Origin of the sequence: Streptomyces sp. NPDC058001 (assembly GCF_042886315.1) — a bacterium.
Taxonomy (GTDB): domain Bacteria; phylum Actinomycetota; class Actinomycetes; order Streptomycetales; family Streptomycetaceae; genus Streptomyces.
This window is the reverse complement of record NZ_JBHVQT010000001.1, coordinates 1-25,740: the sequence shown is the minus strand read 5'-3', so window position 1 is coordinate 25,740 and position 25,740 is coordinate 1. Positions and strand designations below refer to the sequence as shown.

Annotated in this window: 26 protein-coding genes; 7 read left to right on the top strand and 19 right to left on the bottom strand. The window is 70.7% G+C overall.

From position 1 onward, the window contains the following. Window positions 1-6: 6 nt before the first annotated feature. Window positions 7-846, top strand: a complete 840-nt coding sequence (locus ACFVT5_RS00130) for a DUF3592 domain-containing protein (RefSeq protein WP_389879784.1) — start codon at window positions 7-9, stop codon at window positions 844-846. Then, window positions 843-1,757 carry a glycosyltransferase family 2 protein gene (locus ACFVT5_RS00125; RefSeq protein WP_389879782.1) on the top strand — a complete coding sequence of 305 codons (915 nt, stop codon included), beginning with the start codon at window positions 843-845 and terminating at the stop codon, window positions 1,755-1,757. The genes ACFVT5_RS00130 and ACFVT5_RS00125 overlap by 4 nt, the downstream gene beginning before the upstream one ends. A 114-nt stretch (window positions 1,758-1,871) precedes the next feature. On the opposite strand, the gene ACFVT5_RS00120 is transcribed toward ACFVT5_RS00125, so the two are convergent. The 5 genes from ACFVT5_RS00120 to ACFVT5_RS00100 form a co-directional block, all read right to left on the bottom strand. Continuing rightward, window positions 1,872-2,225: a DUF805 domain-containing protein gene (locus tag ACFVT5_RS00120; protein ID WP_389879781.1), complete on the bottom strand. Its 354-nt coding sequence runs from the start codon at window positions 2,223-2,225 to the stop codon at window positions 1,872-1,874. A 150-nt stretch (window positions 2,226-2,375) separates the two neighbouring features. Next, a complete protein-coding gene (locus tag ACFVT5_RS00115) occupies window positions 2,376-3,614 on the bottom strand; it encodes an ABC transporter permease (RefSeq protein ID WP_389879779.1) in 1,239 nt (412 codons plus the stop codon). Continuing rightward, a complete protein-coding gene (locus tag ACFVT5_RS00110; RefSeq protein ID WP_389879777.1) occupies window positions 3,611-4,306 on the bottom strand; it encodes an ABC transporter ATP-binding protein in 696 nt (231 codons plus the stop codon). The genes ACFVT5_RS00115 and ACFVT5_RS00110 overlap by 4 nt, the downstream gene beginning before the upstream one ends. After that, on the bottom strand, window positions 4,303-5,367 hold the full coding sequence (locus ACFVT5_RS00105; RefSeq protein WP_389879775.1) for a peptidoglycan-binding protein: 1,065 nt from the start codon (window positions 5,365-5,367) through the stop codon (window positions 4,303-4,305). The genes ACFVT5_RS00110 and ACFVT5_RS00105 overlap by 4 nt, the downstream gene beginning before the upstream one ends. Beyond that, a complete protein-coding gene (locus tag ACFVT5_RS00100) occupies window positions 5,367-5,912 on the bottom strand; it encodes a hypothetical protein (RefSeq protein ID WP_389879773.1) in 546 nt (181 codons plus the stop codon). The genes ACFVT5_RS00105 and ACFVT5_RS00100 overlap by 1 nt, the downstream gene beginning before the upstream one ends. A 235-nt stretch (window positions 5,913-6,147) precedes the next feature. On the opposite strand from ACFVT5_RS00100, the gene ACFVT5_RS00095 reads away from it, so the two are divergent. Further along, complete coding sequence (locus ACFVT5_RS00095) at window positions 6,148-6,804, top strand: response regulator transcription factor (protein WP_389879771.1); 657 nt, start codon at window positions 6,148-6,150, stop codon at window positions 6,802-6,804. A gap of 41 nt (window positions 6,805-6,845) precedes the next feature. Further along, window positions 6,846-8,138, top strand: a complete 1,293-nt coding sequence (locus ACFVT5_RS00090) for a sensor histidine kinase (protein WP_389879769.1) — start codon at window positions 6,846-6,848, stop codon at window positions 8,136-8,138. A gap of 23 nt (window positions 8,139-8,161) precedes the next feature. Here ACFVT5_RS00090 and hemB read toward each other — a convergent pair whose 3' ends face one another. The 6 genes from hemB to ACFVT5_RS00060 all read right to left on the bottom strand — a co-directional run bounded on the left by hemB (window position 8,162) and on the right by ACFVT5_RS00060 (window position 14,649). Beyond that, entirely contained in the window at window positions 8,162-9,151 is a 990-nt protein-coding gene (hemB, locus tag ACFVT5_RS00085) for a porphobilinogen synthase (RefSeq protein ID WP_389879767.1), read from the bottom strand. 22 nt (window positions 9,152-9,173) lie between these two features. Continuing rightward, window positions 9,174-10,850: a uroporphyrinogen-III synthase gene (locus tag ACFVT5_RS00080; RefSeq protein ID WP_389879765.1), complete on the bottom strand. Its 1,677-nt coding sequence runs from the start codon at window positions 10,848-10,850 to the stop codon at window positions 9,174-9,176. Continuing rightward, window positions 10,847-11,821 (bottom strand): hydroxymethylbilane synthase, encoded by a 975-nt coding sequence (gene hemC / locus ACFVT5_RS00075; RefSeq protein WP_389879763.1) that lies wholly within the window; start codon window positions 11,819-11,821, stop codon window positions 10,847-10,849. Before hemC ends, ACFVT5_RS00080 begins: the two co-directional genes overlap by 4 nt. Next, complete coding sequence (locus tag ACFVT5_RS00070) at window positions 11,818-13,224, bottom strand: glutamyl-tRNA reductase (RefSeq protein WP_389879762.1); 1,407 nt, start codon at window positions 13,222-13,224, stop codon at window positions 11,818-11,820. Before ACFVT5_RS00070 ends, hemC begins: the two co-directional genes overlap by 4 nt. Next, complete coding sequence (locus ACFVT5_RS00065) at window positions 13,221-14,036, bottom strand: redox-sensing transcriptional repressor Rex (RefSeq protein ID WP_389879760.1); 816 nt, start codon at window positions 14,034-14,036, stop codon at window positions 13,221-13,223. Before ACFVT5_RS00065 ends, ACFVT5_RS00070 begins: the two co-directional genes overlap by 4 nt. Before the next feature lie 325 nt (window positions 14,037-14,361). Beyond that, a complete protein-coding gene (locus ACFVT5_RS00060; RefSeq protein WP_389879758.1) occupies window positions 14,362-14,649 on the bottom strand; it encodes a glutaredoxin family protein in 288 nt (95 codons plus the stop codon). Between the two features lie 153 nt (window positions 14,650-14,802). Here ACFVT5_RS00060 and ACFVT5_RS00055 point away from each other — a divergent pair, with 153 nt between their 5' ends. The 3 genes from ACFVT5_RS00055 (at window position 14,803) to ACFVT5_RS00045 (ending at window position 18,430) form a co-directional block, all read left to right on the top strand. Next, the gene (locus ACFVT5_RS00055; protein ID WP_389879756.1) at window positions 14,803-15,762 is read left to right on the top strand and encodes an HAD family hydrolase; all 960 of its coding nucleotides are present in this window, start codon (window positions 14,803-14,805) and stop codon (window positions 15,760-15,762) included. A gap of 348 nt (window positions 15,763-16,110) precedes the next feature. Next, window positions 16,111-16,899 (top strand): ECF subfamily RNA polymerase sigma factor, BldN family, encoded by a 789-nt coding sequence (locus ACFVT5_RS00050; protein WP_389879754.1) that lies wholly within the window; start codon window positions 16,111-16,113, stop codon window positions 16,897-16,899. A gap of 277 nt (window positions 16,900-17,176) precedes the next feature. Continuing rightward, window positions 17,177-18,430 carry a DUF5667 domain-containing protein gene (locus tag ACFVT5_RS00045; RefSeq protein WP_389879752.1) on the top strand — a complete coding sequence of 418 codons (1,254 nt, stop codon included), beginning with the start codon at window positions 17,177-17,179 and terminating at the stop codon, window positions 18,428-18,430. Between the two features lie 75 nt (window positions 18,431-18,505). Here ACFVT5_RS00045 and ACFVT5_RS00040 read toward each other — a convergent pair whose 3' ends face one another. From ACFVT5_RS00040 to ACFVT5_RS00005, 8 genes are all read right to left on the bottom strand, one after another. Further along, window positions 18,506-19,546: a lysophospholipid acyltransferase family protein gene (locus ACFVT5_RS00040; RefSeq protein WP_389879750.1), complete on the bottom strand. Its 1,041-nt coding sequence runs from the start codon at window positions 19,544-19,546 to the stop codon at window positions 18,506-18,508. Window positions 19,547-19,600: 54 nt separating this feature from the next. Continuing rightward, window positions 19,601-20,749 (bottom strand): NAD-dependent epimerase/dehydratase family protein, encoded by a 1,149-nt coding sequence (locus tag ACFVT5_RS00035; protein WP_389879749.1) that lies wholly within the window; start codon window positions 20,747-20,749, stop codon window positions 19,601-19,603. Window positions 20,750-21,038: 289 nt separating this feature from the next. Further along, window positions 21,039-21,137 (bottom strand): 30S ribosomal protein bS22, encoded by a 99-nt coding sequence (locus ACFVT5_RS00030; protein ID WP_003948845.1) that lies wholly within the window; start codon window positions 21,135-21,137, stop codon window positions 21,039-21,041. 143 nt (window positions 21,138-21,280) lie between these two features. Next, window positions 21,281-21,490: a helix-turn-helix domain-containing protein gene (locus ACFVT5_RS00025; protein ID WP_389879748.1), complete on the bottom strand. Its 210-nt coding sequence runs from the start codon at window positions 21,488-21,490 to the stop codon at window positions 21,281-21,283. A 128-nt stretch (window positions 21,491-21,618) separates the two neighbouring features. Further along, window positions 21,619-22,434: a phosphatase gene (locus ACFVT5_RS00020; protein ID WP_389879746.1), complete on the bottom strand. Its 816-nt coding sequence runs from the start codon at window positions 22,432-22,434 to the stop codon at window positions 21,619-21,621. Window positions 22,435-22,546: 112 nt separating this feature from the next. Next, a complete protein-coding gene (locus ACFVT5_RS00015; protein ID WP_389879744.1) occupies window positions 22,547-23,719 on the bottom strand; it encodes an acetoin utilization protein AcuC in 1,173 nt (390 codons plus the stop codon). Next, on the bottom strand, window positions 23,670-24,908 hold the full coding sequence (locus ACFVT5_RS00010; protein WP_389879742.1) for an MFS transporter: 1,239 nt from the start codon (window positions 24,906-24,908) through the stop codon (window positions 23,670-23,672). Before ACFVT5_RS00010 ends, ACFVT5_RS00015 begins: the two co-directional genes overlap by 50 nt. Before the next feature lie 63 nt (window positions 24,909-24,971). Further along, window positions 24,972-25,616, bottom strand: coding sequence for an HAD family hydrolase (locus tag ACFVT5_RS00005; RefSeq protein WP_389879741.1), 645 nt, complete (start codon window positions 25,614-25,616; stop codon window positions 24,972-24,974). Window positions 25,617-25,740: the final 124 nt, after the last annotated feature.

The following is a 25,740-nucleotide window of genomic DNA, read 5'->3' as shown; positions in this document are numbered from 1 at the left end:
GAACACATGAGCACGGTCGATCCGGTCGCCGAGCGGCGCCGTAAGGAGCGGGCGGCGCGTGAGCGGGGGCCCGGCGTGGGCACGCTCATCGGCGTCGCGCTGTGCGCCGGGCTCTGGTACATGTTCGGGCGAGGGGTCGCCGACGCGGCGGCCTATCCGGTGGGCACCGGCTATCTGCCGGCCGAACTCGCCCCGCCCAACGACACTCCGCCGCTGCTGTGGATGTTCTTCGTAGGGCTGTTCGGCGGCCTGATCGTCAGCCTGTCCGTGCACGGCACCCTGAGCGAGCGGATGGGTCCGGCCGCGAAGGGCGCGATCTCGCCGGCCATGACGCATCTGCCCATCGCGGCCGGGCTGCTGATCGGCGCGCGCTCGTCCTGGGTCCCCGCGCCGGACGACCGGGGCTCGTGGGGTGTGGGTGCCTGGCTGTCCTGGACCTCGCAGTACTGGGTCCCCGCCCTCCTCACGCTGTACGTCGTCCTGCGAATCGCGGTCTCGACCCGGATCCGGCGAGCGCGCGCCCGCCGTGAGTCCCGCGCCCGCGAGGTCATGGCCACCGGCACCCGCACCCAGGGCGTGATCACCGACGTCACGGAGACGGGCGTGGAGATCCACCACCGCCCGCACATACAGTTCGTGGTCAAGTTCACCGACCACGAGGGCGTGGACCGCTGGGTCACCAAGTCCGGCACGGTCCCCCGCACCGGAATCCCCGCCACAGGCACCCCGGCCACGGTCTGGTTCGACCCGGCGACCCCGGCCGACGCATCGGCGATCCCGGTCACCCTGGGCCCTCCCGAGGACACCACCCCCGACACCCCACAGGACACCCTCACCTTCCTATGACCCACCTCCCGGACACGGCACCACCCACGAACACCCCGCCCCCGCCCCGCCTGGGGGTCGGCATCGTGACCATGGGCAACCGCCCCGAAGAACTGGCCGCCCTCCTGGACTCCGTCACCAAACAGGACGTCGCGCCCACGCACGTCGTCGTCGTGGGCCAGGGCACCCGTCTGCCCGACCTCGGCGACGGCATCGACCAACTCGATCTGGAGGAGAACCTCGGCTGCCCCGGCGGCCGGAACGTCGCGATGGCCCGGCTGCGGGAACTCGGCGGCGTGGACGTCGTCGTGGAACTGGACGACGACGGCCTGCTCGTGGACCCGGACGTGTTCGGCACGGTACGGGACCTGTTCGCCGCCGACCCCGCCCTCGGCATCGTCGGATTCCGTATCGCCGACGAGACCGGCGAGACCCAGCGACGGCACGTACCGCGACTGCGCGCCAAGGACCCGATGCGGCGCGGACTCGTCACCGCCTTCCTCGGCGGCGGGCACGCCTTCTCGATGCCGATGCTGGACGAGATCGGCGACTGGCCGGCGGACTTCTTCTTCACGCACGAGGAGACCGACCTCGCGTGGCGCGCCCTCGACGCGGGCTGGCAGGTCCTCTACGAGCCGGCGCTGCTGCTCCAGCATCCGAAGACCTCACCGGCGCGGCACGCCGTGTACTACCGGATGACCGCCCGCAACCGCGTCTGGCTCACCCGCCGTCGTCTCCCCTGGCCCCTCGTCCCCGTCCACCTCGGCGTATGGATCCTGCTCACCCTCGCCCGTACCCGGTCCTGGGCCGGACTCCGGGCCTGGGCGGGCGGGTTCGTCGAAGGACTACGGCAACCTGCCGGGGAGCGGCGGCCGATGACCTGGCGGACGGTGTACCGCATGGCCAGGCTGGGTCGGCCCCCGATCGTCTGAGGCCGCCGACGCGACGTACCCACCAACGCCGAACGCGGCTCCCCGTACCCCGGAACGCCGAACGCGGCCCCCCGGTACCCCGGAAAGCCGCGTCGGTCAGTGAACCGGTACCGATCAGACGGCCGGGGCCAGCTTCGGGTTCGGGCCGTACTGGTTCTCGTTCGGCTTGCCCTCGGTGGCCATGAAGACCAGGAGGATGATGCCGCCGACGAACGGGATCAGGCCAATGAGGAGGAACCACCCGGACTTGTCCGTGTCGTGGAGGCGACGGACCGCGACCGCGAGGCTCGGCACCAGGACGCCCAGCCAGTAGATGATGATGAGGATGTTCGAGCCGATCACCGCGTCGATGATGGACAGAATGATCGCCGCGATCACGTTGAACAGGACGAACATCCAGTACTCCTGCCGGCGCGCACGCCCGCTGAACACCGCGTACTTCTTGAGCACATCCAGGTACCAGTTCACAGCAGTCCCCCAAGGGCCAGTAAAGCCTGTCCGTTTAAGCCCGTCCGTTTGGATCAGGCCGGTGGCTGAACATATGTGCTTGATGCGAACTGGTCAAACTGTTACCTGCCGTTTGTCAACTCGACGCTCTCCCACGGCGTCACGGGCCTCTCACGGGGTCGCCAGCGCCTCCGTCGGCGCCAGCCGTGACGCCCTGATGGCCGGATACAGACCCGCGAGTCCGCCGATGACGAGCGTCGCGGCGACCCCGCCCGCGACGGCCCACGGCGGCACCACCGTCGGCCAGCCCTGATAGAGGGCGAACCCGGAGGTCACGGCGGCTCCGAGGACCGCACCGCCGACCCCGCCGAGCGCCGAGAGCAGCAGCGACTCGGTGAGGAACTGGGCCCTGATCTGTCCCCGGGTCGCGCCGAGCGAGCGCCGCAATCCGATCTCGGCCCGCCGTTCCAGGACCGAGATGACCATCGTGTTGGCGACGCCGACCCCGCCGACGAGCAGCGCCACCCCGCCGAGCCCGAGCAGCAGCCCGGTGAACGCCTTGCCCGCCGCCTGCTGCGCGGCGAGCGCGTCGGACGGCCGCGACACCTCGACCTCGTTCGGCGCCTGCGGGTTCGCGGTGGCGCCGAGCACGGACTGCACGGCGGGCACCGAGGACTCGGCGGAGCGGGTGTAGATGGTCGTCGCGTGCCCGTCGAAGCCGAGATACGTCTCGGCGGCCTGCCATCCGACGAGCGCGGCCGAGTCCAGTTCGGGCGCGAGCGGCGACGGTTCCAGGACCCCGACAACGGTGAACCAGCGCTGTCCGACGAGGACTTGGGTGTCGGTCCCGATCCGTCCGATGCCGAGCCGTTCGGCGGTGTCGGAGCCGAGGACGACCGCCGGATAGCGGCTGGTCACGGCGTTGAGCCAGGTCCCGGAACGGAGTTGCGCGCCGATCGTGGCCCGCAGATCGGTACGGGCCGCGTACACACCGAGCCCGTTGGTCTCCACCTCGGGGATCCGGTCGCTCCGGTACACCTTGTCCTCGATCGCGCCGACCGCCGACACGGACTCGACGGGCGCGATCCGGTCGACCATCTTCTCGGCGTCCAGCGGCAGCGTCGCCTGCCCGCCCGAAAAGGTCTGACCGGGCGAGACGGTGAGCAGATTGGTACCGAGCGCGGAGAGCGTACGGTCCAGATCGGCGCGCGACGACGACGAGATACCGACCACGGAGACCATCGCGGCGATCCCGATGGCGATCCCGAGCGCGGACAGGAACGCCCGCAGGGGCCGCGTCCGCAGTCCCACGGCACCGACCTTGACCACATCGCGCGGGCTCAGCCGGGCGGGCCGCAGCGCCTCGACGGTCCCGGGCCCGGCGACCGGACGCAGGGTGTCGGCGCTCATCGCGCCACCCCCGCGACCGGACTGCCGTACCGGGTCTCGTCGGCGATCACGCGCCCGTCGCGCATCCGGACCTGCCGGGGCAGCGCGTCGGCGATCTCACGGTCGTGCGTGATGACGACGACGGTCGTGCCGGACGCGTTCAACTCCCGTAGCAGCGTGAGGACTCCGTCGCCCGACACGGAGTCGAGGGCTCCGGTCGGTTCGTCCGCGAGGAGCAGCGACGGGTCGCCCGCGACGGCCCGCGCGATGGCGACGCGCTGCCGCTCACCGCCGGACAGTTCGTGCGGCTCGTGGTCGAGCCGATGACCGAGCCCGACCCGCTCCAGGACGGCACCCGCGCGCCGACGCCGCTCACCGGCGCGCAGCCCGGAGTACAGGAGCCCGTCGGCGACGTTGTCGAGGGCCGAGGTGCCCGCCGCCAGATGGAAGTGCTGGAACACGAAACCGATCCGGCTCGCCCGCAGCGCCGACAACTCGGCGTCCTTCAGTGCCCCGACGTCGTACCCGTCGATCCGTACCCGGCCCGACGTCGGCCGGTCCAGGGTGCCCAGCACATGGAGCATGGTCGACTTGCCGGACCCGGACGGGCCGACGATCGCGACGAGTTCACCCGGGTCGACGGCGAGCGACACCGCGTCGAGCGCCGTGACACCCCCCGGATAGGTCCGGGTCACCTCCTCAAGGACGATCACTGCGGCACCCCCACCCGGGTGCCCTCGGCGAGCCCGTCCCCGGTGATCTCGACCCGGCCGTCCGCGAACAGACCGGTCGTCACGGGCACGTACCGCGACCGCGACCCCTCGACCACCTCCACGCCGAAGCCGCCCTCGGCCAGCGCGAGGAGCGCGGCGACCGGCACGGTCAGCACGTTCTTACGGGTGTCCGACGTGAACTCGACGTGCACCGCGGCGAGCGCGTACGCGTCGGCCGCCTTCCGTGCCTTCGCGTCCGCCAGCGCGACGACGACCTCGACCTTCGTCTTGGCCTCACCGCCGTCGGTGGCCGGCTGCACGACCGTCGCGACCTCCTCGACACGGCCCTTGACCCGGCTGTCGTCCAGCAGGACCACCTCCGCGTCCACGCCCTTCTTCGCCAACCCCTGGTCGGCCGGGTCGAGTTCGAGCGTGACGGCCTTCGCGGTGCCCGTGTAGGTGAGTACCTTGCCGCCCGGGGTGAGGGCGTCGCCCTTCTCCGCCTCCACGGCGTCCACCCGGATCGCGCCCGTCGCGAACACCACCCGGCCCAGCTCGACCGTCCCGGTCTCCTCCAGCCCCCGGTCCTCCTGCCACTCCTTCACGGCGTCGGCCGTCAGATCGGTGTACTCGTCGTCGACGGTGAACCCGGTGTACCCGAGCGCGCTGAGGTTCTTCTCCAACTGGCGTACGTCGGCGCCCTCGTCGCCCGTCTTCAGCGTCCGGTACGCGGGCATCGACCCGTACATCAGCGTCACCGGCAGATCGTCCACCTCGAACAGCGACGTGCCGCGCTTCACCTCGTCGCCCGCCTGCGGTACGGCGGTCAGGGTGCCCGCGATACGGCTGCCCGCGGTGGTCGTGGCGCCGAAGCCGAGCTGGCCGTCCTCGCTCTGGGTGTCCTGGAGGGTCCGCCGGGTCACCTCGGCGGTCTTCGGCGGCAGGTCACTCGCCCGCGCCCCGCCCGACTCACCGCCACCGCCGAGCCCGAGCGTGGCGGCGGTGACGGCGCCGCCCGCGAGCAGGGCGAGGGCCGCGAGGGCGACCTTCTTGCCCCGCATCAGCCCTTCTCCGTGTGCTGGCTTCCGCCACTGCCCATGATGGACTGGCACGCCTTCTCGGCGTTCTTGAAGTCGGGATCCTTCATGACCGAACCGTCGAGCTGGATCCCTCCGCTCTTCGGGTCCGGGAACTTCTCGACGCCTTCCTTCCGCATGCACTTGGCGTACTCGCGCATGGTGTCGGGGATCTTGCCGCTGCCGTCGGGTGCGGTCCGCTGCGGCTCGTACTTCTTGCAGGCTTCCATCGCCTTGTCGATCTCGGCCTTGCTCATCGGCTTGTCCGGGTTCCCCTTGATCCCTATGCCGCCGCCGGGCTTCGGGTCGTCCACGTCGAGGCCCTGCTTGCGCAGACACTGGGCGAACTTGATGCCCTGCTGGTCGGGGTCCAGATTCTCCTTCGCCGAGCTGGTGTCCTTCTTGGCGCCGCCGGCCGATGCCACGCCGGTGTCCCCGCCGCCGTCCCCGCATCCGGCGAGCGCCAACGCCAGGGTCACCAGCAGCGCGGCGGGCACGCCATGCCTCCGTAGTCGCGTCACATGGGTCACGTGTGTCTCCTCGCAGCCGTCGCGTCCTCGCGGCCGACCTCCTGGCCGGCCGTCTGGAAGCGAGGGAACGCCCCGCCGCGTTTCCCGGGCGTTTCCCCGCCCCGCGCCTGCGCCGACGCCGCTCACTAACGGAAACGAAACACACCCGGGGCGACCATGAACCGTCCGGCGGAACGGCGAAAAGCCAAGGAGCCCGGGAACCGGGGAGCCGGAATGCCGGAAAGGGCGGGGGCCCATGCGCGTACTGGTGGTGGAGGACGAGCCGATGCTCGCCGACGCGATCGCGGAGTGGCTGCGCGACGAGGCGCACGCGGTGGACATCGCGTACGACGGCGGCGCGGCCCTGGAGCGGCTGACGGTCCACGACTACGACGTGGTCGTCCTCGACCGTGACCTGCCCGCCGTGCACGGCGACGACGTGTGCCGGGAGCTGGTGGCGTCGGGCGCCGCCCCACGCGTCCTGATGCTGACGGCCGCCGCCGAGGTCGCCGACCGGGTCGCGGGCCTTTCGCTCGGCGCCGACGACTACCTCACCAAACCGTTCGCGTTCCCCGAACTCGCCGCCCGTGTCCTCTCGTTGGGCCGCCGTTCCCGCCCGGCCGCGCCGCCCGTACTGCGGCACGGCGGCATCACCCTGGACCCGGCCCGCCGGGAGGTCTACCGCGACGGACGGTACGTACCGCTGTCGAGGAAGGAGTTCGCCGTGCTGACCGAACTGCTGCGCGCCGAAGGGGCCCCGGTGTCCGCCGAGGCGCTCCTGGAGAAGGCGTGGGACGAGCACGCCGACCCGTTCTCCGGGGTCGTCCGGCTCACCATCCTCAAACTCCGCCGCAAACTCGGCGGGCCACCGGTGGTCGAGACGGTGACCGGCGTCGGGTACCGCATCCCATGAGCACGCATCCCATGAACACGCGTCCCATGAACACGCGCCCCATGAAAGCGCGCCCCGGCACCACCCCGCGCCGCCCCCGCCGCATCACCCTCCGCGCCCGCCTCACCCTGCTCTACGGCGGACTGTTCCTGGTCGCCGGAGTGGTGCTGCTCGGCCTGACCTACGCCCTGTTCCAGCAGCAACTCACCGGCTCCGGACCCCAGATGATCGCCGGGATGTACGCGGACGACTCCGGCCGCCCCGGCGCCCCCGGCTCCAAGGCCCCGGCCGGCGGCAAGCGGGACAGCGACGGCGTCTCGCCCAAGGACCTTCCACACACCCAGATCCGCACCGCCGACGGCACGGTCCTCACCGGCGATGCGGCGGCCAAGTGGCTGCGCGACGAGACCCAGCGGCTGCGCTCGGCCGCCACCACCTCGCTGATCACCCAGGGCGGTATCGCGCTCGGCGTGGTCGGCGCGGCGGCGGCCGGTTTCGGCTGGCTCGTCGCGGGCCGGGTCCTCGCGCCGCTGCACCGGGTCACCGACACCGCCCGCCGGATCGCGAGCGCCCCGGCGGCCGACCGGGGTCTGCACGAACGGATCGCCCTGCACGGCCCGGACGACGAGGTGAAGGACCTCGCCGACACCTTCGACACCATGGTGGAACGCCTCGACCGGTCCTTCGACGGTCAGCGCCGCTTCGTCGCCAACGCCTCGCACGAGCTGCGCACCCCGCTCACCCTGGGGCGTGCCCTGGTCGAGGTGGCGATGCACAGGAAGACGGCGTCCGATGACGTGCACCGGCTCGGCGAGAACCTGCTGGAGATCAACGCCCGGCACGAGCGCCTGATCAGCGGCCTGCTGATGTTGGCGTCCTCCGAGAACACCCTCACCGAACGCGTCCCCGTCGACCTCGCCGACATCACCGCGCACGTCGTCGCGCAGCTCGCGCCGGAGGCCAGGACGGCGGGGGTCGTCGTCCATGAGAAGACGACCGAGACCCTGACCGGCGGAGACGCGCTGCTCCTGGAACGGCTGGTGCACAACCTGGTCGAGAACGGCATCCGCCACAACACGGGCGACGGCCACGGCTGGGTCCGGATCGTCACACGCGCCCGCGAGGGCCGTACCGAGGTCGAGGTCTCCAACACCGGCCCGGCCGTTCCGGTCTACGAGATCCCGTCCCTGTTCGAACCGTTCCGCAGGGGCGGCGGCGACCGGCTGGTCTCGGGCCGGGGCGCCGGGCTCGGCCTGTCGATCGTGCGGTCCATCGCCCGCGCCCACGACGGTGAGGTCACGGCCCACCCGCGCGGCGACGGCGGCCTGCACATCACGGTCCGGCTGCCGAACTGACGCGCGTACGGGCCGCCTACGGCTCAGAGCCGGCGCGCGACCTCGGTGGCCCAGTAAGTAAGGATGACGCTCGCGCCCGCCCGCTTGATCCCGAGCAGAGCCTCCATGATCGCCCGGTCCCGGTCGATCCAGCCCCTCTCGGCGGCGGCCTCGATCATCGCGTACTCACCGGAGACCTGGTACGCGGCCACGGGCACGTCCACCGCGTCCGCGACCCGGGCGAGGATGTCGAGGTAGGGCCCGGCCGGCTTCACCATCACCAGGTCGGCGCCCTCCGCCAGGTCGAGCGCCAGCTCCCGCAGCGACTCACGGACGTTCGCCGGGTCCTGCTGATACGTCTTGCGGTCCCCCTTGAGCGACGACGCCACGGCCTCGCGGAAGGGCCCGTAGAACGCGGAGGAGTACTTGGCGGTGTACGCGAGGATCGCGACGTCCTCACGGTCGATCTGGTCGAGCGCGTCCCGTACGACACCGATCTGGCCGTCCATCATGCCGCTGGCGCCGACCACATGGGCGCCCGCGTCGGCCTGGACCTGCGCCATCTCGGCGTACCGCTCCAGCGTCGCGTCGTTGTCCACGCGCCCCTCGGCGTCGAGCACCCCGCAGTGGCCGTGATCGGTGAACTCGTCCAGGCACAGGTCGGACATGACGAGCAGTTCGTCCCCGACCTCGGCCCGCACATCCCTGAGCGCGACCTGGAGAATCCCGTCCGGATCGGTACCGGCCGACCCGACCGCGTCCTTCTTGTCGTCGTCGGGCACCCCGTACAGCATGATCCCGGACACCCCCGCGCCGACCGCGTCGACCGCGGCCTTACGGAGACTGTCCCGCGTGTGCTGAAAGACCCCGGGCATCGACCCGATCTCGACGGGCGCCGTAATCCCTTCCCGCACAAAGGCGGGCAGCACGAGATCGGCGGGGTGCAACCGCGTCTCGGCGACCATGCGCCGCATCACGGCGGACCCCCGCAACCGCCGAGGCCGAACCGAGGGAAAGGAACCGTACTTACTCACGTCGAAACTCCCGTACTCTCCGTCAGCTGGTGGTGCGTCGGCGCCGCGACCCCGGCCGCCGCTCACTGGGCCGGGTGACGATGTCCCCGGCCTCCAGAGCCGCCGCGCGGCGCCCAGCGCCGAACTCCGCCAGAGCCGCCGCCAGCGTCAGCACGGACGGCTCGGGAGCCATCACATCCACCCGCAGCCCGTGCTCCTCGGCCGTCTTCGCCGTGGCGGGCCCGATACACGCGATCACGGTGACGTTGTGCGGCTTCCCCGCGATCCCGACGAGATTCCGCACGGTCGACGACGAGGTGAAGAGCACCGCGTCGAACCCGCCGCCCTTGATCGCCTCCCGCGTCTCGGCCGGCGGCGGCGACGCGCGCACCGTCCGGTAGGCGGTGACGTCGTCCACCTCCCAGCCCAGCTCGATGAGGCCGGCGACCAGCGTCTCGGTCGCGATGTCCGCACGCGGCAGGAACACCCGGTCGATCGGGTCGAAGACCGGGTCGTAGGGCGGCCAGTCCTCCAGGAGACCTGCGGCCGACTGCTCACCGCTCGGCACCAGGTCCGGCTTCACACCGAAGGCGACGAGCGCCTGCGCGGTCTGTTCGCCCACCGCCGCGACCTTGATCCCGGCGAAGGCACGCGCGTCGAGCCCGTACTCCTCGAACTTCTCCCGGACGGCCTTCACGGCGTTGACCGAGGTGAAGGCGATCCACTCGTACCGCCCGGTCACCAGGCCCTTCACCGCGCGCTCCATCTGCTGGGGCGTGCGCGGCGGTTCGACGGCGATCGTCGGCACCTCGTGCGGTACCGCGCCGTACGAGCGCAGTTGGTCGGAGAGCGAGGCCGCCTGCTCCTTGGTACGCGGTACGAGCACCCGCCAGCCGAACAGCGGCTTGGACTCGAACCACGAGAGCTGGTCGCGCTGCGCGGCCGATGACCGCTCACCGACCACGGCTATGACCGGCCTGCCGCCCTCGGGGGACGGCAGCACCTTGGCCTGCTTGAGGGTCTGCGCGACGGTGCCGAGCGTCGCGGACCAGGTCCGCTGCCGGGTCGTCGTACCGCCGACCGTGACCGTCATCGGGGTGTCCGGCTTGCGGCCCGCGGCCACCAGCTCCCCGGCCGCCGCGGCGACGGTCTCCAGGGTCGCCGAGACCACGACGGTGCCGTCCGACGCACCCGCCTCGGTCCAGCAGCGCTCGGGTGCGGTACGCGCGTCGACGAACCGGACGTCGGTGCCCTGCGCGTCCCGCAGCGGCACCCCGGCGTACGCGGGCACGCCGACGGCCGTGGCGATGCCCGGGACGACCTCGAAGGTCACCCCCGCGGCGGCGCACGCGAGCATCTCCTCGGCCGCGTAGGTGTCGAGGCCGGGGTCGCCCGTGACGGCACGGACGACCCGCTTGCCACCCCGCGCGGACTGCATGACAAGATTGGCCGCGTCCCTCAACACGGGGGCACCGACGGAAGTTGACGACGTGTCAGCACCGGTCGGACCCGGTGCGGCCATGTCGATCACGGTCACACCCGGCCTGGCGTGCGCGCGGATCACGTCGACCACGTCGGGTTCGGCGATCAGGACGTCCGCGCTGCTCAACGCCTCTACGGCGCGCAGTGTCAGCAGCCCCGGATCGCCGGGTCCGGCACCGAGGAAGGTGACGTGCCCGTGCGCGAGGCCGGCGGAACGGTTCGAGGTGGTGGGGCTCAAAGTGCTCGCTCCCCCATCAGACCGGCCGCGCCCTTGGCAAGCATCTCGGTAGCGAGTTCGCGACCGAGCGCCAGCGCCTGGTCGGATGTCTCGGGCACGGGACCGGTGGTGGAAAGCTGCACCAGCGTCGAGCCGTCGGTCGTGCCGACGACGCCGCGCAGGCGCATCTCCTTGACAATGTGCCCGTCGTCCAGCAGGTCGGCGAGCGCACCAACAGGTGCGCTGCAACCGGCCTCCAGGGCGGCGAGCAAGGACCGCTCGGCGGTCACGGCGGCCCGGGTGAACGGGTCGTCGAGTTCGGCGAGCACGGCGGCGAGTTCCGCGTTGTACGCGGCGCACTCGACCGCCAGCGCCCCCTGACCGGGGGCGGGCAGGACGGTGTCGACCGACAGGAAGTCGGTCACCTCGCCGATCCTGCCGAGGCGATGGAGCCCGGCGGCGGCGAGCACGACGGCGTCGAGCTCCCCGCTGCGGACGTAACCGATACGCGTGTCCACGTTCCCGCGGATCGCGACGGTGTCGACGGTGAGGCCGTGGCTGCGCGCGTACGCGTTGAGCTGGGCCATCCGGCGCGGCGAGCCGGTGCCGATCCGGGCCGGCCTGCCGCTGGTCGCGGCGCCCAGCTCCGGCAGGGTCAGCCCGTCGCGGGCGACCAGCACGTCCCGGGGGTCCTCGCGCGGCGGCACGGCGGCCAGCGTGAGGTCGTCGGACTGCGTGGTCGGCAGGTCCTTCAGGGAGTGCACGGCGAAGTCCACGTCACCGCGCAGCAGCGCGTCGCGCAGCGCGGTCACGAAGACGCCGGTGCCGCCGATCTGCGCGAGGTGTTCCCGCGACGTGTCGCCGTACGTGGTGATCTCGACCAGTTCGACGTCCCGCCCGGTCACCCTCCTGACGGCGTCCGCGATCTGACCGGACTGGGCCAGGGCGAGTCTGCTGCGCCTGGTCCCCAGCCTCAGTGCCTTCTCAGTCATGCCCGCCCTCGGTTCTTGCCGTTCGTGACGTTCGGGACGCCGGTGACGCGCTGGGCGTCGGCATCGTTCAGGTCCGCCCGTGACACGGAGGCGACGGCCTCCGGGTCCAGGTCGAACAGGGTCCGCAGCGCGTCCGCGTACCCGGCGCCGCCGGGCTCGGCGGCGAGCTGCTTGATCCGTACGGTCGGCGCGTGCAGCAGTTTGTCGACGACGCGCTTCACGGTCTGGGTGATCTCGGCGCGCTGTTTCGCGTCGAGTTCGGGGAGCCGCCCGTTGAGCCGGGCGACCTCACCGGCGACCAGGTCGGCGGCCATCGTGCGCAGCGCGACGACGGTCGGCGTGATGTGCGCGGCGCGCTGGGCGGCGCCGAACGCGGCGACCTCGTCCGAGACGATGCCGCGCACCTGGTCCACGTCGGCGGCCATCGGCGCGTCGGCCGACGCGTCGGCCAGCGACTCGATGTCGACGAGCCGGACGCCCTCGGCACGGTGGACGGCCGCGTCGATGTCGCGCGGCATGGCGAGGTCGAGCAGCGCGAGCGGGCCGCGCCCGCCGGCCGCGGCGCGGGCCTCGGCGGCGACGGTGACGTCCCGCGCGCTCAGCACGAGGCCGGACGCGCCGGTGCAGGAGACGGCGATGTCGGCACGTGTCAGCTCTTCTGCCGTCGCGTCCATCGGCACGGCGCGCGCGGTGACTCCGGTGGAGCCGGGCTCGCCGAGGATCGCGGCGAGCCGCTCGGCGCGCTCCAGGGTGCGGTTGGCGATGACGACCTCGGCGACTCCGGTACGGGCCAGCGTCGCGGCGGCCAGCGCGGACATCGACCCGGCGCCGATGACCAGGGCGCGCTTGCCCTTGGCCCAGGCGTCCACGGCGTCACCGGCGGCGAGTTGCTGGAGGCCGAAGGTGACGAGGGACTGCCCGGCGCGGTCGATCCCGGTCTCGGAGTGGGCGCGCTTGCCGACCCGCAGGGACTGCTGGAACAGATCGTTGAGGAGGCGGCCCGCGGTGTGCAGGTCCTGCGAGGTGGCGAGGGCGTCCTTGATCTGGCCGAGGATCTGCCCCTCGCCGACGACCATCGAGTCCAGTCCGCAGGCCACCGAGAACAGATGGTGGACGGCGCGGTCCTCGTAGTGGACGTAGAGGTGCGGGGTGAGTTCGTCCAGGCCGACGCCGCTGTGCTGGGCGAGCAGGGTGGACAGTTCGGCGACGCCCGCGTGGAACTTGTCGACGTCCGCGTACAGCTCGATCCGGTTGCAGGTGGCGAGGACCGCGGCCTCGGCCGCGGGCTCGGCGGCGACCGCGTCCTGGAGGAGCTTGCCCTGCGCGTCCGGGGACAGCGTGGCCCGCTCCAGCACGCTCACCGGCGCGCTGCGATGGCTCAGTCCGACGACCAGGAGACTCATGCCGGCATCACGGCGGGTACGTCCCCGTCGGGTCCCTTGGTGGTGTTCCTGGCGGTGCGCTCGGCGGCGGCCTCGGCGCTGACGGCGGCTTCGGCGGCCTCCGCGTCCTCCAGGGCCTTCGCGGCCTCGGCGGCGGCGTGCTCGTCGGCCTCACCGGCCTTGCGCTGCTCGTGGAAGGCGAGGATCTGCAGCTCGATGGAGAGATCGACCTTGCGTACGTCGACACCGTCCGGGACGGTCAGGACGGTCGGCGCGAAGTTGAGGATGGAGGTCACACCGGCGGCGACCAGCCGCTCGCAGACCTGCTGGGCGGCGCCGGCCGGGGTCGCGATGACACCGATCGACACCCCGTTGTCGCTGATGATCTTTTCCAGCTCGTCGGTGTGCTGCACCGGCATACCCGCGACCGGCTTGCCGGCCATCTCCGGGTCGGCGTCGATGAGCGCGGCGACCCGGAAGCCCCGGGAGGCGAATCCGCCGTAATTGGCGAGGGCGGCACCGAGGTTACCGATGCCGACGATCACGACCGGCCAGTCCTGGGTGAGGCCCAGTTCGCGGGAGATCTGGTAGACGAGATATTCGACGTCGTAGCCGACACCGCGGGTTCCGTACGAACCGAGGTAGGAGAAGTCCTTACGCAGCTTCGCGGAGTTGACCCCCGCGGCGGCTGCCAGTTCCTCCGACGAGACCGTGGGTACCGAGCGTTCCGACAGCGCGGTGAGGGCTCGGAGGTACAGCGGAAGCCTGGCGACGGTGGCCTCGGGAATCCCTCGGCTGCGGGTCGCCGGTCGGTGCGTTCGGCCAGTTGCCACGGTGCTCCTGCGGGTAGAGCGGGGCTGTAGGCGGTCATACGTCCCAGGACCGCCCCGTCGAATGCAGGCTATGTCTTTGTGAACGCGTGCACAAAGATGGTGTCCGATTTGCCCGCCCAACGTGACCGGGGTCACGCACCCCCGGCGCATGTTCCGGGAACCGGCGCACGGGCTGTCACGTCGCTCACCTGATGGGGGCAAAGCGGTACACACTCCTCAACAGACCCTCGCCCCCGAAGCCGAACCGACTTGATGGTAAACCCTTTCCGGCGCAAGGAACCGCGCCGTCACAGGCCGTTACAAGGGCAAAGGCACGCCCATTCGGTCATTCGGTGAGTGCGCGCCGCAATCGATCTTCCTTCACCCGCCAGAAATCGTGCTGCGCGCCGTCCACGAGCACCACGGGAATCTGCTCCCAGTACTTACGGTGCAGTTCCGTGTCCTGCGTGATGTCCTTCTTCTCCCACGAGGCCCCCAGTTCCCCGCAGACCTTCTCGATCACCACCTGCGCGTCGTCGCACAGATGACACCCCGGCTTCCCGATCAGGGTCACCACCCGGTCCCGCGGCGGCTTCTTGGGTGTACGTCGAAACATCGGACTCATACGGACCATTCTCGCCCCGCGCCCCCGCACCCGCGGTCACGCGTACGGCACGGATGTGACGCGAGTACGGCATGAGTTCTTTAACGGGACGGTCGCGGAGAGTTCACAGCGCCGCATCCTCACGACTCCGGAACCGCCGAACAGACTGGCTATGCTCACGGCATGGCCGCTCTCGGATGGCTCACCCCCCGTAGGCGCTCCGCCACGGCGCGGAGCGTGTTGGCAGGCGAGGCTTCGGCGGAGGCAGCGCGCAAGTCCTCGCAGGAACTCAGCGCTGCCCCGGACCCGGCCGCCCTGGAGTCCCCCGGCACGGAAGCCGCCGAGCGGGAACCGGAGTTCCCCGTCGCCGGTGACGACCGCGCCGCCGCCTTCTTCGACCTCGACAACACCGTGATGCAGGGCGCCGCCCTCTTCCACTTCGGCCGCGGTCTGTACAAGCGGAAGTTCTTCGACACCCGCGACCTGACCCGGTTCGCCTGGCAGCAGGCGTGGTTCCGGCTCGCCGGCGTCGAGGACCCCGAACACATGCAGGACGCCCGCGACTCCGCGCTGTCCATCGTGAAGGGTCATCGCGTCTCCGAGCTGATGTCCATCGGCGAGGAGATCTACGACGAGTACCTGGCCGACCGCATCTGGCCCGGCACCCGCGCCCTGGCCGAGGCCCATCTGGAGGCCGGCCAGAAGGTGTGGCTGGTCACCGCGGCCCCCGTGGAGATCGCCACGGTCATCGCCCGCCGCCTGGGCCTGACCGGCGCGCTCGGCACGGTCGCCGAGTCCGTCGGCGGCGTCTACACCGGCAAGCTCGTCGGCGAGCCCCTGCACGGCCCCGCGAAGGCCGAGGCGGTCCGCGCCCTGGCCGCCGCCGAGGGCCTGGACCTGACGCGGTGCGCGGCCTACAGCGACTCGCACAACGACATCCCGATGCTGTCCCTGGTCGGACACCCGTACGCCATCAACCCCGACGCGAAGCTGCGCAAGCACGCGCGGGCCCGTGACTGGCGGCTGCGCGACTACCGCACCGGACGCAAGGCGGCCAAGGTCGGCATCCCCGCCGCCGCAGGCGTCGGCGCGGTCGCGGGCGGCACCGCGGCGGCCATCGCCCTGCACCGCCGCCGCCGCTGAGCCGACGGCAGGAGGCCCGGGGCGCGGGGCCGCGGGCCCGGAACGCGGCGATTCGGTCCCCTTACCCGGCCGATCCCCCCGCCAGTCCCGTTGATGCCACTCGGGCACAACACGCCCCGGACTCGGACGGAACGTGACCTTATCTGATCAACAACCGGTCACTCTCGGATACTTGAACCGGCGAGGATCGGTTACAGAAGCGACGTAATCGATGATTTGAGCAACTGGGTGTAGCACTGCCTGTACGAAGCGTTATTCTCCTCAGACGCAAACCGGTACCCACCCGCCACCACGAGGGGTGAACGGTTCCGCACTGCACGTGATGGAAGCTCTGCCTCTGGGAGTCCCGTGTACCCACACGTCGGGGTTGACGCCTCGGGCCTGGCTACGCTGCGCGCAACGGTCCTCGACCACTTGCGCGGCTTCGTCCCCACCGCGTACGCCGTCCCCGCCCTCGTCGCGCCGCGCCTTGCCACAAGCGGCCCGGCCGCCCCCTGCTATGCCCTGGCGGACGGCACCGCGGCAGTCGGCCGACGGAGCCGCTCAGGCTCCGCGACCACCGCCGCGCGCCGTCCCGCCGCCGACAGCGACAGCGCCCGCATGATGGACCTCGTCGAGCGCGCCCAGTCCGGCGAGGCCGAAGCCTTCGGACGCCTCTACGACCAGTACAGCGACACCGTCTACCGCTACATCTACTACCGCGTCGGCGGGAAGGCGACCGCCGAGGACCTCACCAGCGAGACCTTTCTGCGCGCCCTGCGCAGAATCGGTACGTTCACCTGGCAGGGCCGCGACTTCGGCGCCTGGCTGGTCACGATCGCCCGCAATCTGGTCGCCGACCACTTCAAATCGAGCCGCTTCCGGCTCGAAGTGACCACCGGCGAAATGCTCGACGCCAACGAGGTCGAGCGCAGCCCCGAGGACTCCGTCCTGGAGTCCCTCTCCAACGCCGCCCTGCTCGACGCCGTGCGCCGGCTCAACCCTCAGCAGCAGGAGTGCGTGACCCTGCGCTTCCTCCAGGGCCTCTCCGTCGCCGAGACCGCACGCGTCATGGGCAAGAACGAGGGCGCGATCAAGACCCTCCAGTACCGGGCCGTCCGCACCCTGGCCCGACTGCTCCCGGACGACGCCCGCTGATCCCCGTGCACAGACCCACGACGGGCCGACCGGTGACGGACCGACCGGCCACGGACAGCGACAGCCAACTCACCCTACGTACAAGCAAGTTGCTTCGACGGTCGGATCATCTTTCGTCCGTAACCCAAGTACCGCGCCGCTCGTTGTGCGGGATACAGGCTCCCTGTGGTCACTCCCCGGCTGCCCGCGCTCACTCGAACGGGTGGGAGCGGACCGGGGACGCAACCCTCAGGACCCCCTGGGGAGTCGACCGTCTTGACGAGAGGAGGTGCCGCCAGTGATCGCAAACGTATCGGCACACCGGCGGGCGAACGCCTTCGCCCAGGCCCTGGAGGAACCGTCCGACCGGGGCCCGGCGGCCGAGCAGTCCGAACCGCCGGCGACCGGAGGGTCCCCGCCCCCCGCGCCGGTCAGCACCGAACAGGCCGAGCGGAGCCGCATGCTGGCTCTGGCGGGCGGACTCGGCGACCTGCCGAAACCGGAGCTGGACCCCGAGGTCAAGGTCGTCCAGCGCGCCCAGCTCGTGGCCGCCATGGAGACCATGCTCCTGGAGGGCAGAGCCCCGGGCGGCGAAGCGGACCCTTCGGTGCCCGAGCAGCGGTCCCGCAAGGGGGCCAAGGGCGCCCACCGGGCCAGTCCGCTGCGGAAACTGCGCCCCCGGTCCCGCCTGTCGAAGAGCCTCGCGGCGGGCGGCCTCACCGTGGGTGTCGCCGCCGGCGCCTTCGGCGGAGTGGCCGCTGCCAGTACGGACGCCCTGCCCGGTGACTCCCTCTACGGCCTCAAACGGGGCATGGAGGACTTCAAACTGGGCCTGGCCGACGGCGACACCGACCGCGGCCAGATCTATCTGGACCAGGCGTCCACGCGGTTCAACGAGGCGCGCAGACTCATGGAGCGCGGACGCGGCGGCCACCTCGACCACGAATCGCTCGGCGAGGTCCGACGCGCCCTCTCGGGCATGCGGTTCGACGCGTCGGAAGGCCACCGGCTCCTCCTCGCGGCCTATGAACGGGACGGCTCCATCGGCCCCATCCAGGCACTCTCCGCCTTCTCGCAGTCCCACCGCGAGAGCTGGAGCACCTTGCGCGACCGACTCCCCGTCCAGCTCGGAGACGTCAGCCAGGAGGTCAGCTCGGTCTTCGACGCCATAGACCAGGAGGTCGACCCGCTGCGCTCCCTGCTGCCCCAACCCCCCGCCAAGGGCAGCGGCAGCACCGCACCGGGCAGCGACCAGGACACCACGGGCACATCCGGTACGGACCGGCCGGAGCCCGGCAGGTCCGAGGCGTCCACCGACAGTGGCGAACGCGGCCAGGACGCCCGTCCGCACCCCTCCGCATCCAGCAGCGGTAGCGGCGACGGCCTGCTCGGCGGCAACACCGGCGGCCTGCTCGACCCGCCGAAGGACACCACCGGCCCGAGCCTGCCCGGCAAGAACGCCCTGCCGAGCAAACCCGACGTCACCCTGCCACCGCTGCTCCCCGGCCTCCTGCCGGGCCTGGGCATCGACGCACAGGACGCGGACCAGTAGATCCATCGGTTACGTGTGTGGGGCGCCCCCCGATCGGGGGGCGCCCCACACACGTACGGAGCCACTCGTACGGGGCTAGAAGAACACCGACCGGCGCTGCACCAGCAGCTTGTACAGGGTGTGCTGGATCTGCTCGCGGACCTGGTCGGTCAGGTTGAACATCAGCATCGGGTCCTCGGCCGCCTCCGGCGGATACCCGTCCGTCTCGATCGGCTCACCGAACTGGATCGTCCACTTCGTCGGCAGCGGGACGGCACCCAGCGGACCCAGCCAAGGAAACGTCGGCGTCAGCGGGAAGTACGGGAACCCCAGGAGCCGCGCGAGCGTTTTCGCGTTACCGAGCATCGGATAGATCTCCTCGGCCCCGACGATCGAGCAGGGCACGATCGGCGTCCCCGCCCGCAGCGCCGTCGACACGAAGCCACCCCGCCCGAAGCGCTGCAACTTGTAGCGCTCGCCGAAGGGCTTGCCGATGCCCTTGAAGCCCTCCGGCATCACCCCGACCAGCTCACCGCGCTGGAGCAGCCGTTCCGCGTCCTCGGCGCAGGCCAGCGTGTGCCCGGCCTTGCGCGCCAGCTCGTTGACCACCGGCAGCATGAACACCAGATCGGCCGCCAGGAGCCGCAGATGGCGCTGATGCGGGTGGTTGTCGTGGACGGCGACCTGCATCATCAGCCCGTCCAGCGGCAGCGTCCCCGAGTGGTTCGCGACGATCAGCGCCCCGCCGTCCGCCGGGATGTTCTCGATGCCCTTCACCTCGACCCGGAAGTACTTCTCGTACACCGGCCGCAGCAGCGACATCAGGACCTGGTCCGTCAGCTCCTCGTCGTACCCGAAGTCGTCGACCTCGTAGTCCCCCGTGAGCCGCCGCCGCAGAAAGGCCAGGCCCCCGGCCACCCGCCGCTCCCAGCCACGCTCCCCGTCCTGCGGGAGCGACTCCCGCGCCTCTCGCGTCACCGGCACATCATCCTGCGCAATCTGCGGCGCGGGCACGGGCTGGACCCCGCGTACCTGCGCCCCTCGCCGGCCGGACGCCGTGGTCCGGCGGCGCGCCGGGCGCTGGGCGCCCCCGCGCGACCGGTCGTCGTCGAAGGGAATGACCTTGGCGTCCGCCATCGTTGATGCGCTCCTCGGTTGGCGCTCTGCGTCAGGTAGGGCCGTGCGTCGGCGTCAGGTGGGGCTCTGCGTCGGCGTCGGGATGGTCGGGCTCGATGCCGGCGTCCTCGGGTCCGCCGGCGGCCTGTCCGGGTCCGCCGAGGGCTTGTTCCGGTCCGGTGCCGGGTGCCCGCCCCGCAGGACCGGAAGCGCGGCGACCCGGTCGACGGCCTGCGCCACAGCCTCCGGCGGCAGCAGCCCGGGACCACGGCTGCGCGCGAACTCCGCGAAGGTCTCCGCGGTCGTGAACTCCGGTACGTAGCCCAGGGTCTCGCGCATCTGGTGCGTGGCGACCATCCGGCCGTGCGTCAGCAGCCGCAGCTGCTCCGGTGAGAAGTCCGTCATCCCCAGGGTACGCAGCGCCGACCCCAGCCAGGTCACGGCCGGCAGCAGCACCGGCACCGTGGGGCGGCCCAGGCGCCGCGCGCACTGCGACAGGAGCAGCACCCCGTCCCCGGCGATATTGAACGTGCCGCTGTTCAGCGTCCCGCGCGCGGGATCGTGCGAGGCGATCCGCAACACCTCGACGACATCGTCCTCGTGCACGAACTGGAGCCGGGGGTCGTAGCCGAACACGGTCGGCAGCACCGGCAGCGAGAAGTACTCGACGAGCGGCGAGTCCGCGGTCGGACCGAGGATGTTGGCGAACCGCAGCACACACACCGCGACATCCGGGCGCCGCCGCGCGAAGCCCCGCACATAGCCCTCGACCTCGACGGTGTCCTTCGCGAAGCCGCCGCTCGGCAGCGACTTGGGCGGGGTGGTCTCGGTGAACACGGCCGGGTCGCGCGGCGCCGAACCGTACACATTGGTCGAGGACTTCACGACGAGCCGCTTCACCGTCGGCGACTTCTGGCAGGCGCCGAGGAGCTGCATCGTCCCGATGACGTTGGTCTCCTTCAGCGTGGTCCGGCCGCCGCTGCCCAGCGGGGTGCCCGTGACGTCCAGGTGCACGACCGTGTCGACGGAGTGCTCGGCGAGAACCCGCGCGATCGTCGGCTGCCGGATGTCCGCGCGGACGAAGTCGGCGCCGCCCAGAGGGTGTCCCGGGGCCACCGCGTCCACGGCGACGACCCGGTCGACCTGGGGATCCCGCAGGATCCGCCGGACGAATCGGCCCCCCAACTGCCGGGCCGCCCCGGTCACGAGCACGACCTTGCCCAAGATCAGCGCCTACCTTCCGCGTCGCCGCGCTCTGCCCTTGCCGCCGTCATCGCCGTGTCGTCGCCTTCATCGCCCTCATCGGCGCCGCCGGTCTCCGGGGCCTCTCGCGGCCACGTTAGCGGGTCGGTGTTGCCCTGTGATGACCGTGCGACGCCCGAAGTCGGGACAGCCACCGATGGCGCACAGGAAGGCGGGCGCGGGCACCGGACCGCCCTTCGCGGCCGGAACGTGCTGTGGCCCCTCCACCAATCGGTGAAGGGGCCACAGAGCGCGCTGTCGCAGCGGTCGCTTACTTCTTGTTGCGACGCTGAACGCGAGTGCGCTTGAGCAGCTTGCGGTGCTTCTTCTTCGCCATCCGCTTGCGCCGCTTCTTGATAACAGAGCCCACGTCAACCCTCGCTCACTTCTCGGACAACCCCCGCGTGCGGGGACAATCACTCGGTGCGGGGCTGCAATGGGGCCCACACGACCTACCTACGAGCGGCCTAGCCTACCCCGCCCGAGTGCCGAGACTGTAATCGAGGGTGACGATCAGGCGGTGTCCACCCCCACATACGACTCGCGAAGGTACTCGTGAACCGCGTTCTCAGGGACCCGGAACGACCTACCGACCCTGATCGCGGGCAGATGACCACTGTGCACCAGCCGGTACACGGTCATCTTGGACACTCGCATCACCGAGGCGACTTCCGCCACAGTGAGAAACTGAACCTCGCTGAGAGGCCGTTCGTCAGCAGCCATCACACACCTGAACCTTCCACACATGACGGGCACCGGCTTCCCCTCCGGTGACTCCTCGTCGCTGTGCGCTCACTCCCCAGACTAGGGGCGGGTGATGCGAGTGGGGAAGAGGAGCAGCCATCGGCCGCCTACTGTGACAGACACGCTCGATTGAGTACATAGCGAGTAAGCGGCCGGTAGTAATCAGACCGCACAGCGTCATCAAGTGGAACGACCACGGACACCTGCCCCTCGGCCTCACCCACGAACAGCGCGGGATCATCCGTATCGGCCAGCCCCATGGCGTCAAACCCCAGCTGACCTGCCCCGCACACCCATCCATGGTCCCCCACGACCAGCCCAGGAAGGGGTCCCCCGGCATCCGCCGCAGCCCCCAGAACGGTACGAACCGGGAGCGGCGAGTGGGTGTGTGCGCCGGTCTCACTCGCGTCACCCCGCGCGCCGGGTTCCCGCACCAGCGCGACTCCCCGTACGTAGTCGAGGTTGTACGTACGTAGACCGAACCTAGTCGTTATGTCGACACAGCCACCCTGCGCAAAGGTGAGAACAGGGCATCCCGCCGCCGACAGGGCACCGGCCAAAGCGGCGTAGAAACCCAGCAGTCGATGCGGATGTCCCGTACCGATCAGCACCGGCTCCCGACGCGCCCCGGCCACACCGAGCCGCTCCGCGAACGCGTCCAGCGCCGCCAACGTCCGCTCCGGGTCGATCACATCGTGCCCCGTCGTCAGCCGCGGATCGTCCGAGACCCCGCACTTGTCGGCCATCAGCGCCATCACATCCCGCTGACCCCAGTTCCACTCGGGGTCGAGGCCGAGCAGCACCCGCGGATCCCGCGCGGCGAAGAGCCGGTAACTCCGCAGACTCTCCTCCCGCGAAGTCGCCACGGGTCCGGCCAGCCTGGCCGCCAACAGATGCGCCCGCAAGGCGCCGGCACTCAACATCCTGAGATGCTGACGCACCCAGCCCCCTCGCTCCCCCAAAACCTACAAAACCCCCACACTTGGCGTAACGCCGACCCGCACAGGGGAAAGGCGCAGGCGTCGCCGGGGCTCGCTAGGGCATCAGCCCGCGCAGCGGAAAGACGGCCCGCCGGGTGGCCAGCACGGCCTGGTCAAGCCGATCGGCCGGGTCGTACCCGGACTCCCACGACTTCCAGCCCACCGGCCACCCCCCATCCGTCATCCGCCCAGGCCCCCGGACACGGGCCCGCGCGTACACCTCCCGCAACCACTCCTCAGGAACCTCCGCCTCCGGCTCCACCGGAACCCCCGCCGCGATCCCCACCAAATGCGTCCACGACCGAGGCACCACATCCACCACGGCATAACCCCCGCCCCCGAGCGCGACCCACCGCCCCTCCGCGTACTCATGCGCCAGCTCATGGCACGCCACCTGCACCGCGCGCTGCGCGTCCAACGACACCGCGAGATGCGCGAGCGGATCCTCGAAGTGGGTATCCGCGCCATGCTGCGTCACCAGCACCTGCGGCCGGAAGTCGGCCAACAGCTCTGGCACCACGGCATGGAACGCCCGTACCCACCCGGCATCCGCGATCCCGGCGGGCAGCGCCACATTCACCGCCGACCCCTCGGCCGAGTCGCCACCGGTCTCCTCCGGCCACCCGGTCCCGGGGAACAGCATCCTCGGATGTTCGTGCAGCGAGATCGTGAGCACCCGGGGGTCGTCCCAGAACGCCGCCTGCACCCCGTCCCCGTGGTGCACGTCCACATCCACATAGGCGACCCGCTCGGCACCCAACTCCAGGAACCGGGCGATGGCCAGCGACGCGTCGTTGTAGATACAGAACCCCGACGCGCTCCCCGGCATCGCATGGTGCAGCCCACCCGCGAAATTCACCGCGTGCAGGACATGACCGCGCCACACCGCCTCGGCCGCGCCGACTGACTGTCCGGCGATCAGCGCCGACGCCTCGTGCATCCCCGCGAACGCCGGGTCGTCCGCGGTCCCGAGACCGTAGGAACCGTCCGCCGACTCGGGATCGGCGGAGGCGGCCTTGACCGCCTCGATGTAGTCCTCACGGTGCACGAGCCGAAGCGTCGACTCGCCGGCCGGCTGAGCCGCGACCACATCGAGCCTGCTGTCCAGCCCGAACGCGCTCACGAGCCGCCGGGTCAGAGCCAGCCGGACCGGATCCATCGGGTGATCCGGGCCGAAGTCATAGCCCGTCACCGCTTCGTCCCACATCAGCTGTGCGCGACCGCTCATGCACCTCACCGTATCGGTCCGGTCGCGGGGCGAACGACCGGGCGTACAGCAGTGTCACAAGCACCAACACCATGGGAACGACCATCGCGCCGCGATAGTTCCACGCGTCCCCGAGCGCCCCGACCAGCGGGGAACCGATCAGGAATCCCACGTAGTTGAAGACATTGAGCCGCGCTATAGCCGTGTCGGACGCTCCGGGGAAGAGCCGTCCGGCCGCGGCGAACGTCTGCGGCACGATCACACAGAGCCCGAGGCCCAGCAGGGTGAAGCCGAGCATCCCGATCCAGGGCCCCGGCGCCACGGCGACCACCCCGAACCCGAGCGCGGCCACCACACTCCCGGCCCGCACCACCCCGACCGCCCCGAAGCGCCGCACACCGAAATCCCCAAGTGCCCGCCCGACGAGCGTGGTCACCATATAGACGTTGTACGGAACGGTCGCGAGCTGCTCCGAACTGCCCAGCACGTCCTGGAGGTACTTCGCGCTCCAGTTCGAGACAGTCGAGTCCCCGATATAGGCGAAGGTCATCACCAGGCACAGCGGCAGCAGCATCCGGAAGACGACGGGCCCGGCCTCGCCGCCCTTCTGCGCGCCCCCGTCCCCCTCCGCACCGCCGACACCCCCGCCGACACCCGCGTCGACGTACCACCAACTCCCCACGAACACGGCCGGCAACAACACCACGACCACCGGCAGATACGACACGAACAGCGCTAGATCCCAGTGCGCCCCGACCCAGGCCAGCGAGGCTCCGATGATCCCCCCGAGGCTGTACGCGGCGTGGAATCCGAGCATGATGCTGCGCCCGTAGGCCCGTTGCAGGCTCACGCCGAGCATGTTCATGGACGCGTCGAGCGCGCCGACCGCGAGCCCGAACACCCCGAGCGACACGGCCACCTGCCACAGCCGGTCGCCGGAGGCAACCCCGAGCAGCGCCAGGAGCACGACGGGCTGCGACCACCGAAGGACCCTGCTGGGCCGCACCCGCTTCACCAGATGTTCGGTGCACACACTGCCGACCCCGGCGAGCACCGGCACCGCGGCGAGAAAGGCGGGCAACAGCCCGTCGGATATCCCGTACCGGTCCTGGATCGCGGGAATCCGGGTCACCAGAAGAGCGAAGGCGGCACCCTGCACGAAGAAGCTGAACGCCAAGGAGGCTCGGCCGCGCCGCAGCACATCTGTCATGGCGGCACAGCGTAAGGCCCCGAACTACCCGTGGGTAGATAGATCAGGAAGCGACTTTTCGGATCACGCGAGCAGGGCGGGGAGTTGCTTCATGTCCGAGAAGAACGCGGTGGCTCCGGCGAGCCGTTCCGGGGGCGCCATCGCGGTGAATCCGTACACGTCCATCCCCGCCGCGACCGCGGCCTCCACACCCAGGGGACTGTCCTCGACGACCGCGCACCGCCCGGCGACCACGCCCATCCGCTCGGCCGCGTGCAGAAAGAGATCCGGCGCCGGCTTTCCCTTGCCCACATCCTCGGAGCTGAAGATCCGCGCATCGTCGAACCACCGGTCGAGCCCGGTCTTCCGGTGCCCGACCCGAATCCGCTCATGGCTCCCTGACGAAGCGACACAGGTGACGACCCCGTCGGCGCGAAGTATCTCCAGAACGTCCATAACCCCGTCGACCGGCTCCAACTCCCGCTCGAACGCGCCGAATACGCGCTGATGAAAGCTGTCGTCAAACCCTTCGGGCAACCGCTCCCCGGTCCGCTCCCTCACCAGATCGTGTACGCGATGCATGGCACCCCCCATGTAGTCGCGCAGGGAGTCTTCGTACGTGGTGGGGTGCCCGATCTCGGTCAGGTAGCCGGCGAGGATTCGATTGGAGATCGGCTCACTGTCCACGAGAACGCCGTCGTTGTCGAAGATGACCAGGTCGTATCGCATGACTCGACCCTAAACGACCGGGAAAACCCGTAAAACGAAAAAGCCCCCGCACCGAGGTGCGGGGGCTTTCCCATAAAGATAGTTCGGCGGTGTCCTACTCTCCCACAGGGTCCCCCCTGCAGTA

What these genes read in the sequence shown, in the direction of transcription:
- ACFVT5_RS00130 (WP_389879784.1), top strand. Translation starts at nt 7, where the DNA reads ATGAGCACGGTCGATCCGGTCGCCGAGCGGCGCCGTAAGGAGCGGGCG.
- ACFVT5_RS00125 (WP_389879782.1), top strand. Translation starts at nt 843, where the DNA reads ATGACCCACCTCCCGGACACGGCACCACCCACGAACACCCCGCCCCCG.
- ACFVT5_RS00115 (WP_389879779.1), bottom strand. Translation starts at nt 3,614, where the DNA reads ATGAGCGCCGACACCCTGCGTCCGGTCGCCGGGCCCGGGACCGTCGAG.
- ACFVT5_RS00105 (WP_389879775.1), bottom strand. Translation starts at nt 5,367, where the DNA reads ATGCGGGGCAAGAAGGTCGCCCTCGCGGCCCTCGCCCTGCTCGCGGGC.
- ACFVT5_RS00095 (WP_389879771.1), top strand. Translation starts at nt 6,148, where the DNA reads ATGCGCGTACTGGTGGTGGAGGACGAGCCGATGCTCGCCGACGCGATC.
- ACFVT5_RS00090 (WP_389879769.1), top strand. Translation starts at nt 6,846, where the DNA reads ATGAAAGCGCGCCCCGGCACCACCCCGCGCCGCCCCCGCCGCATCACC.
- hemC (WP_389879763.1), bottom strand. Translation starts at nt 11,821, where the DNA reads ATGACTGAGAAGGCACTGAGGCTGGGGACCAGGCGCAGCAGACTCGCC.
- ACFVT5_RS00070 (WP_389879762.1), bottom strand. Translation starts at nt 13,224, where the DNA reads ATGAGTCTCCTGGTCGTCGGACTGAGCCATCGCAGCGCGCCGGTGAGC.
- ACFVT5_RS00060 (WP_389879758.1), bottom strand. Translation starts at nt 14,649, where the DNA reads ATGGTCCGTATGAGTCCGATGTTTCGACGTACACCCAAGAAGCCGCCG.
- ACFVT5_RS00055 (WP_389879756.1), top strand. Translation starts at nt 14,803, where the DNA reads ATGGCCGCTCTCGGATGGCTCACCCCCCGTAGGCGCTCCGCCACGGCG.
- ACFVT5_RS00040 (WP_389879750.1), bottom strand. Translation starts at nt 19,546, where the DNA reads ATGGCGGACGCCAAGGTCATTCCCTTCGACGACGACCGGTCGCGCGGG.
- ACFVT5_RS00025 (WP_389879748.1), bottom strand. Translation starts at nt 21,490, where the DNA reads ATGGCTGCTGACGAACGGCCTCTCAGCGAGGTTCAGTTTCTCACTGTG.
- ACFVT5_RS00020 (WP_389879746.1), bottom strand. Translation starts at nt 22,434, where the DNA reads ATGTTGAGTGCCGGCGCCTTGCGGGCGCATCTGTTGGCGGCCAGGCTG.
- ACFVT5_RS00015 (WP_389879744.1), bottom strand. Translation starts at nt 23,719, where the DNA reads ATGAGCGGTCGCGCACAGCTGATGTGGGACGAAGCGGTGACGGGCTAT.
- ACFVT5_RS00010 (WP_389879742.1), bottom strand. Translation starts at nt 24,908, where the DNA reads ATGACAGATGTGCTGCGGCGCGGCCGAGCCTCCTTGGCGTTCAGCTTC.
- ACFVT5_RS00005 (WP_389879741.1), bottom strand. Translation starts at nt 25,616, where the DNA reads ATGCGATACGACCTGGTCATCTTCGACAACGACGGCGTTCTCGTGGAC.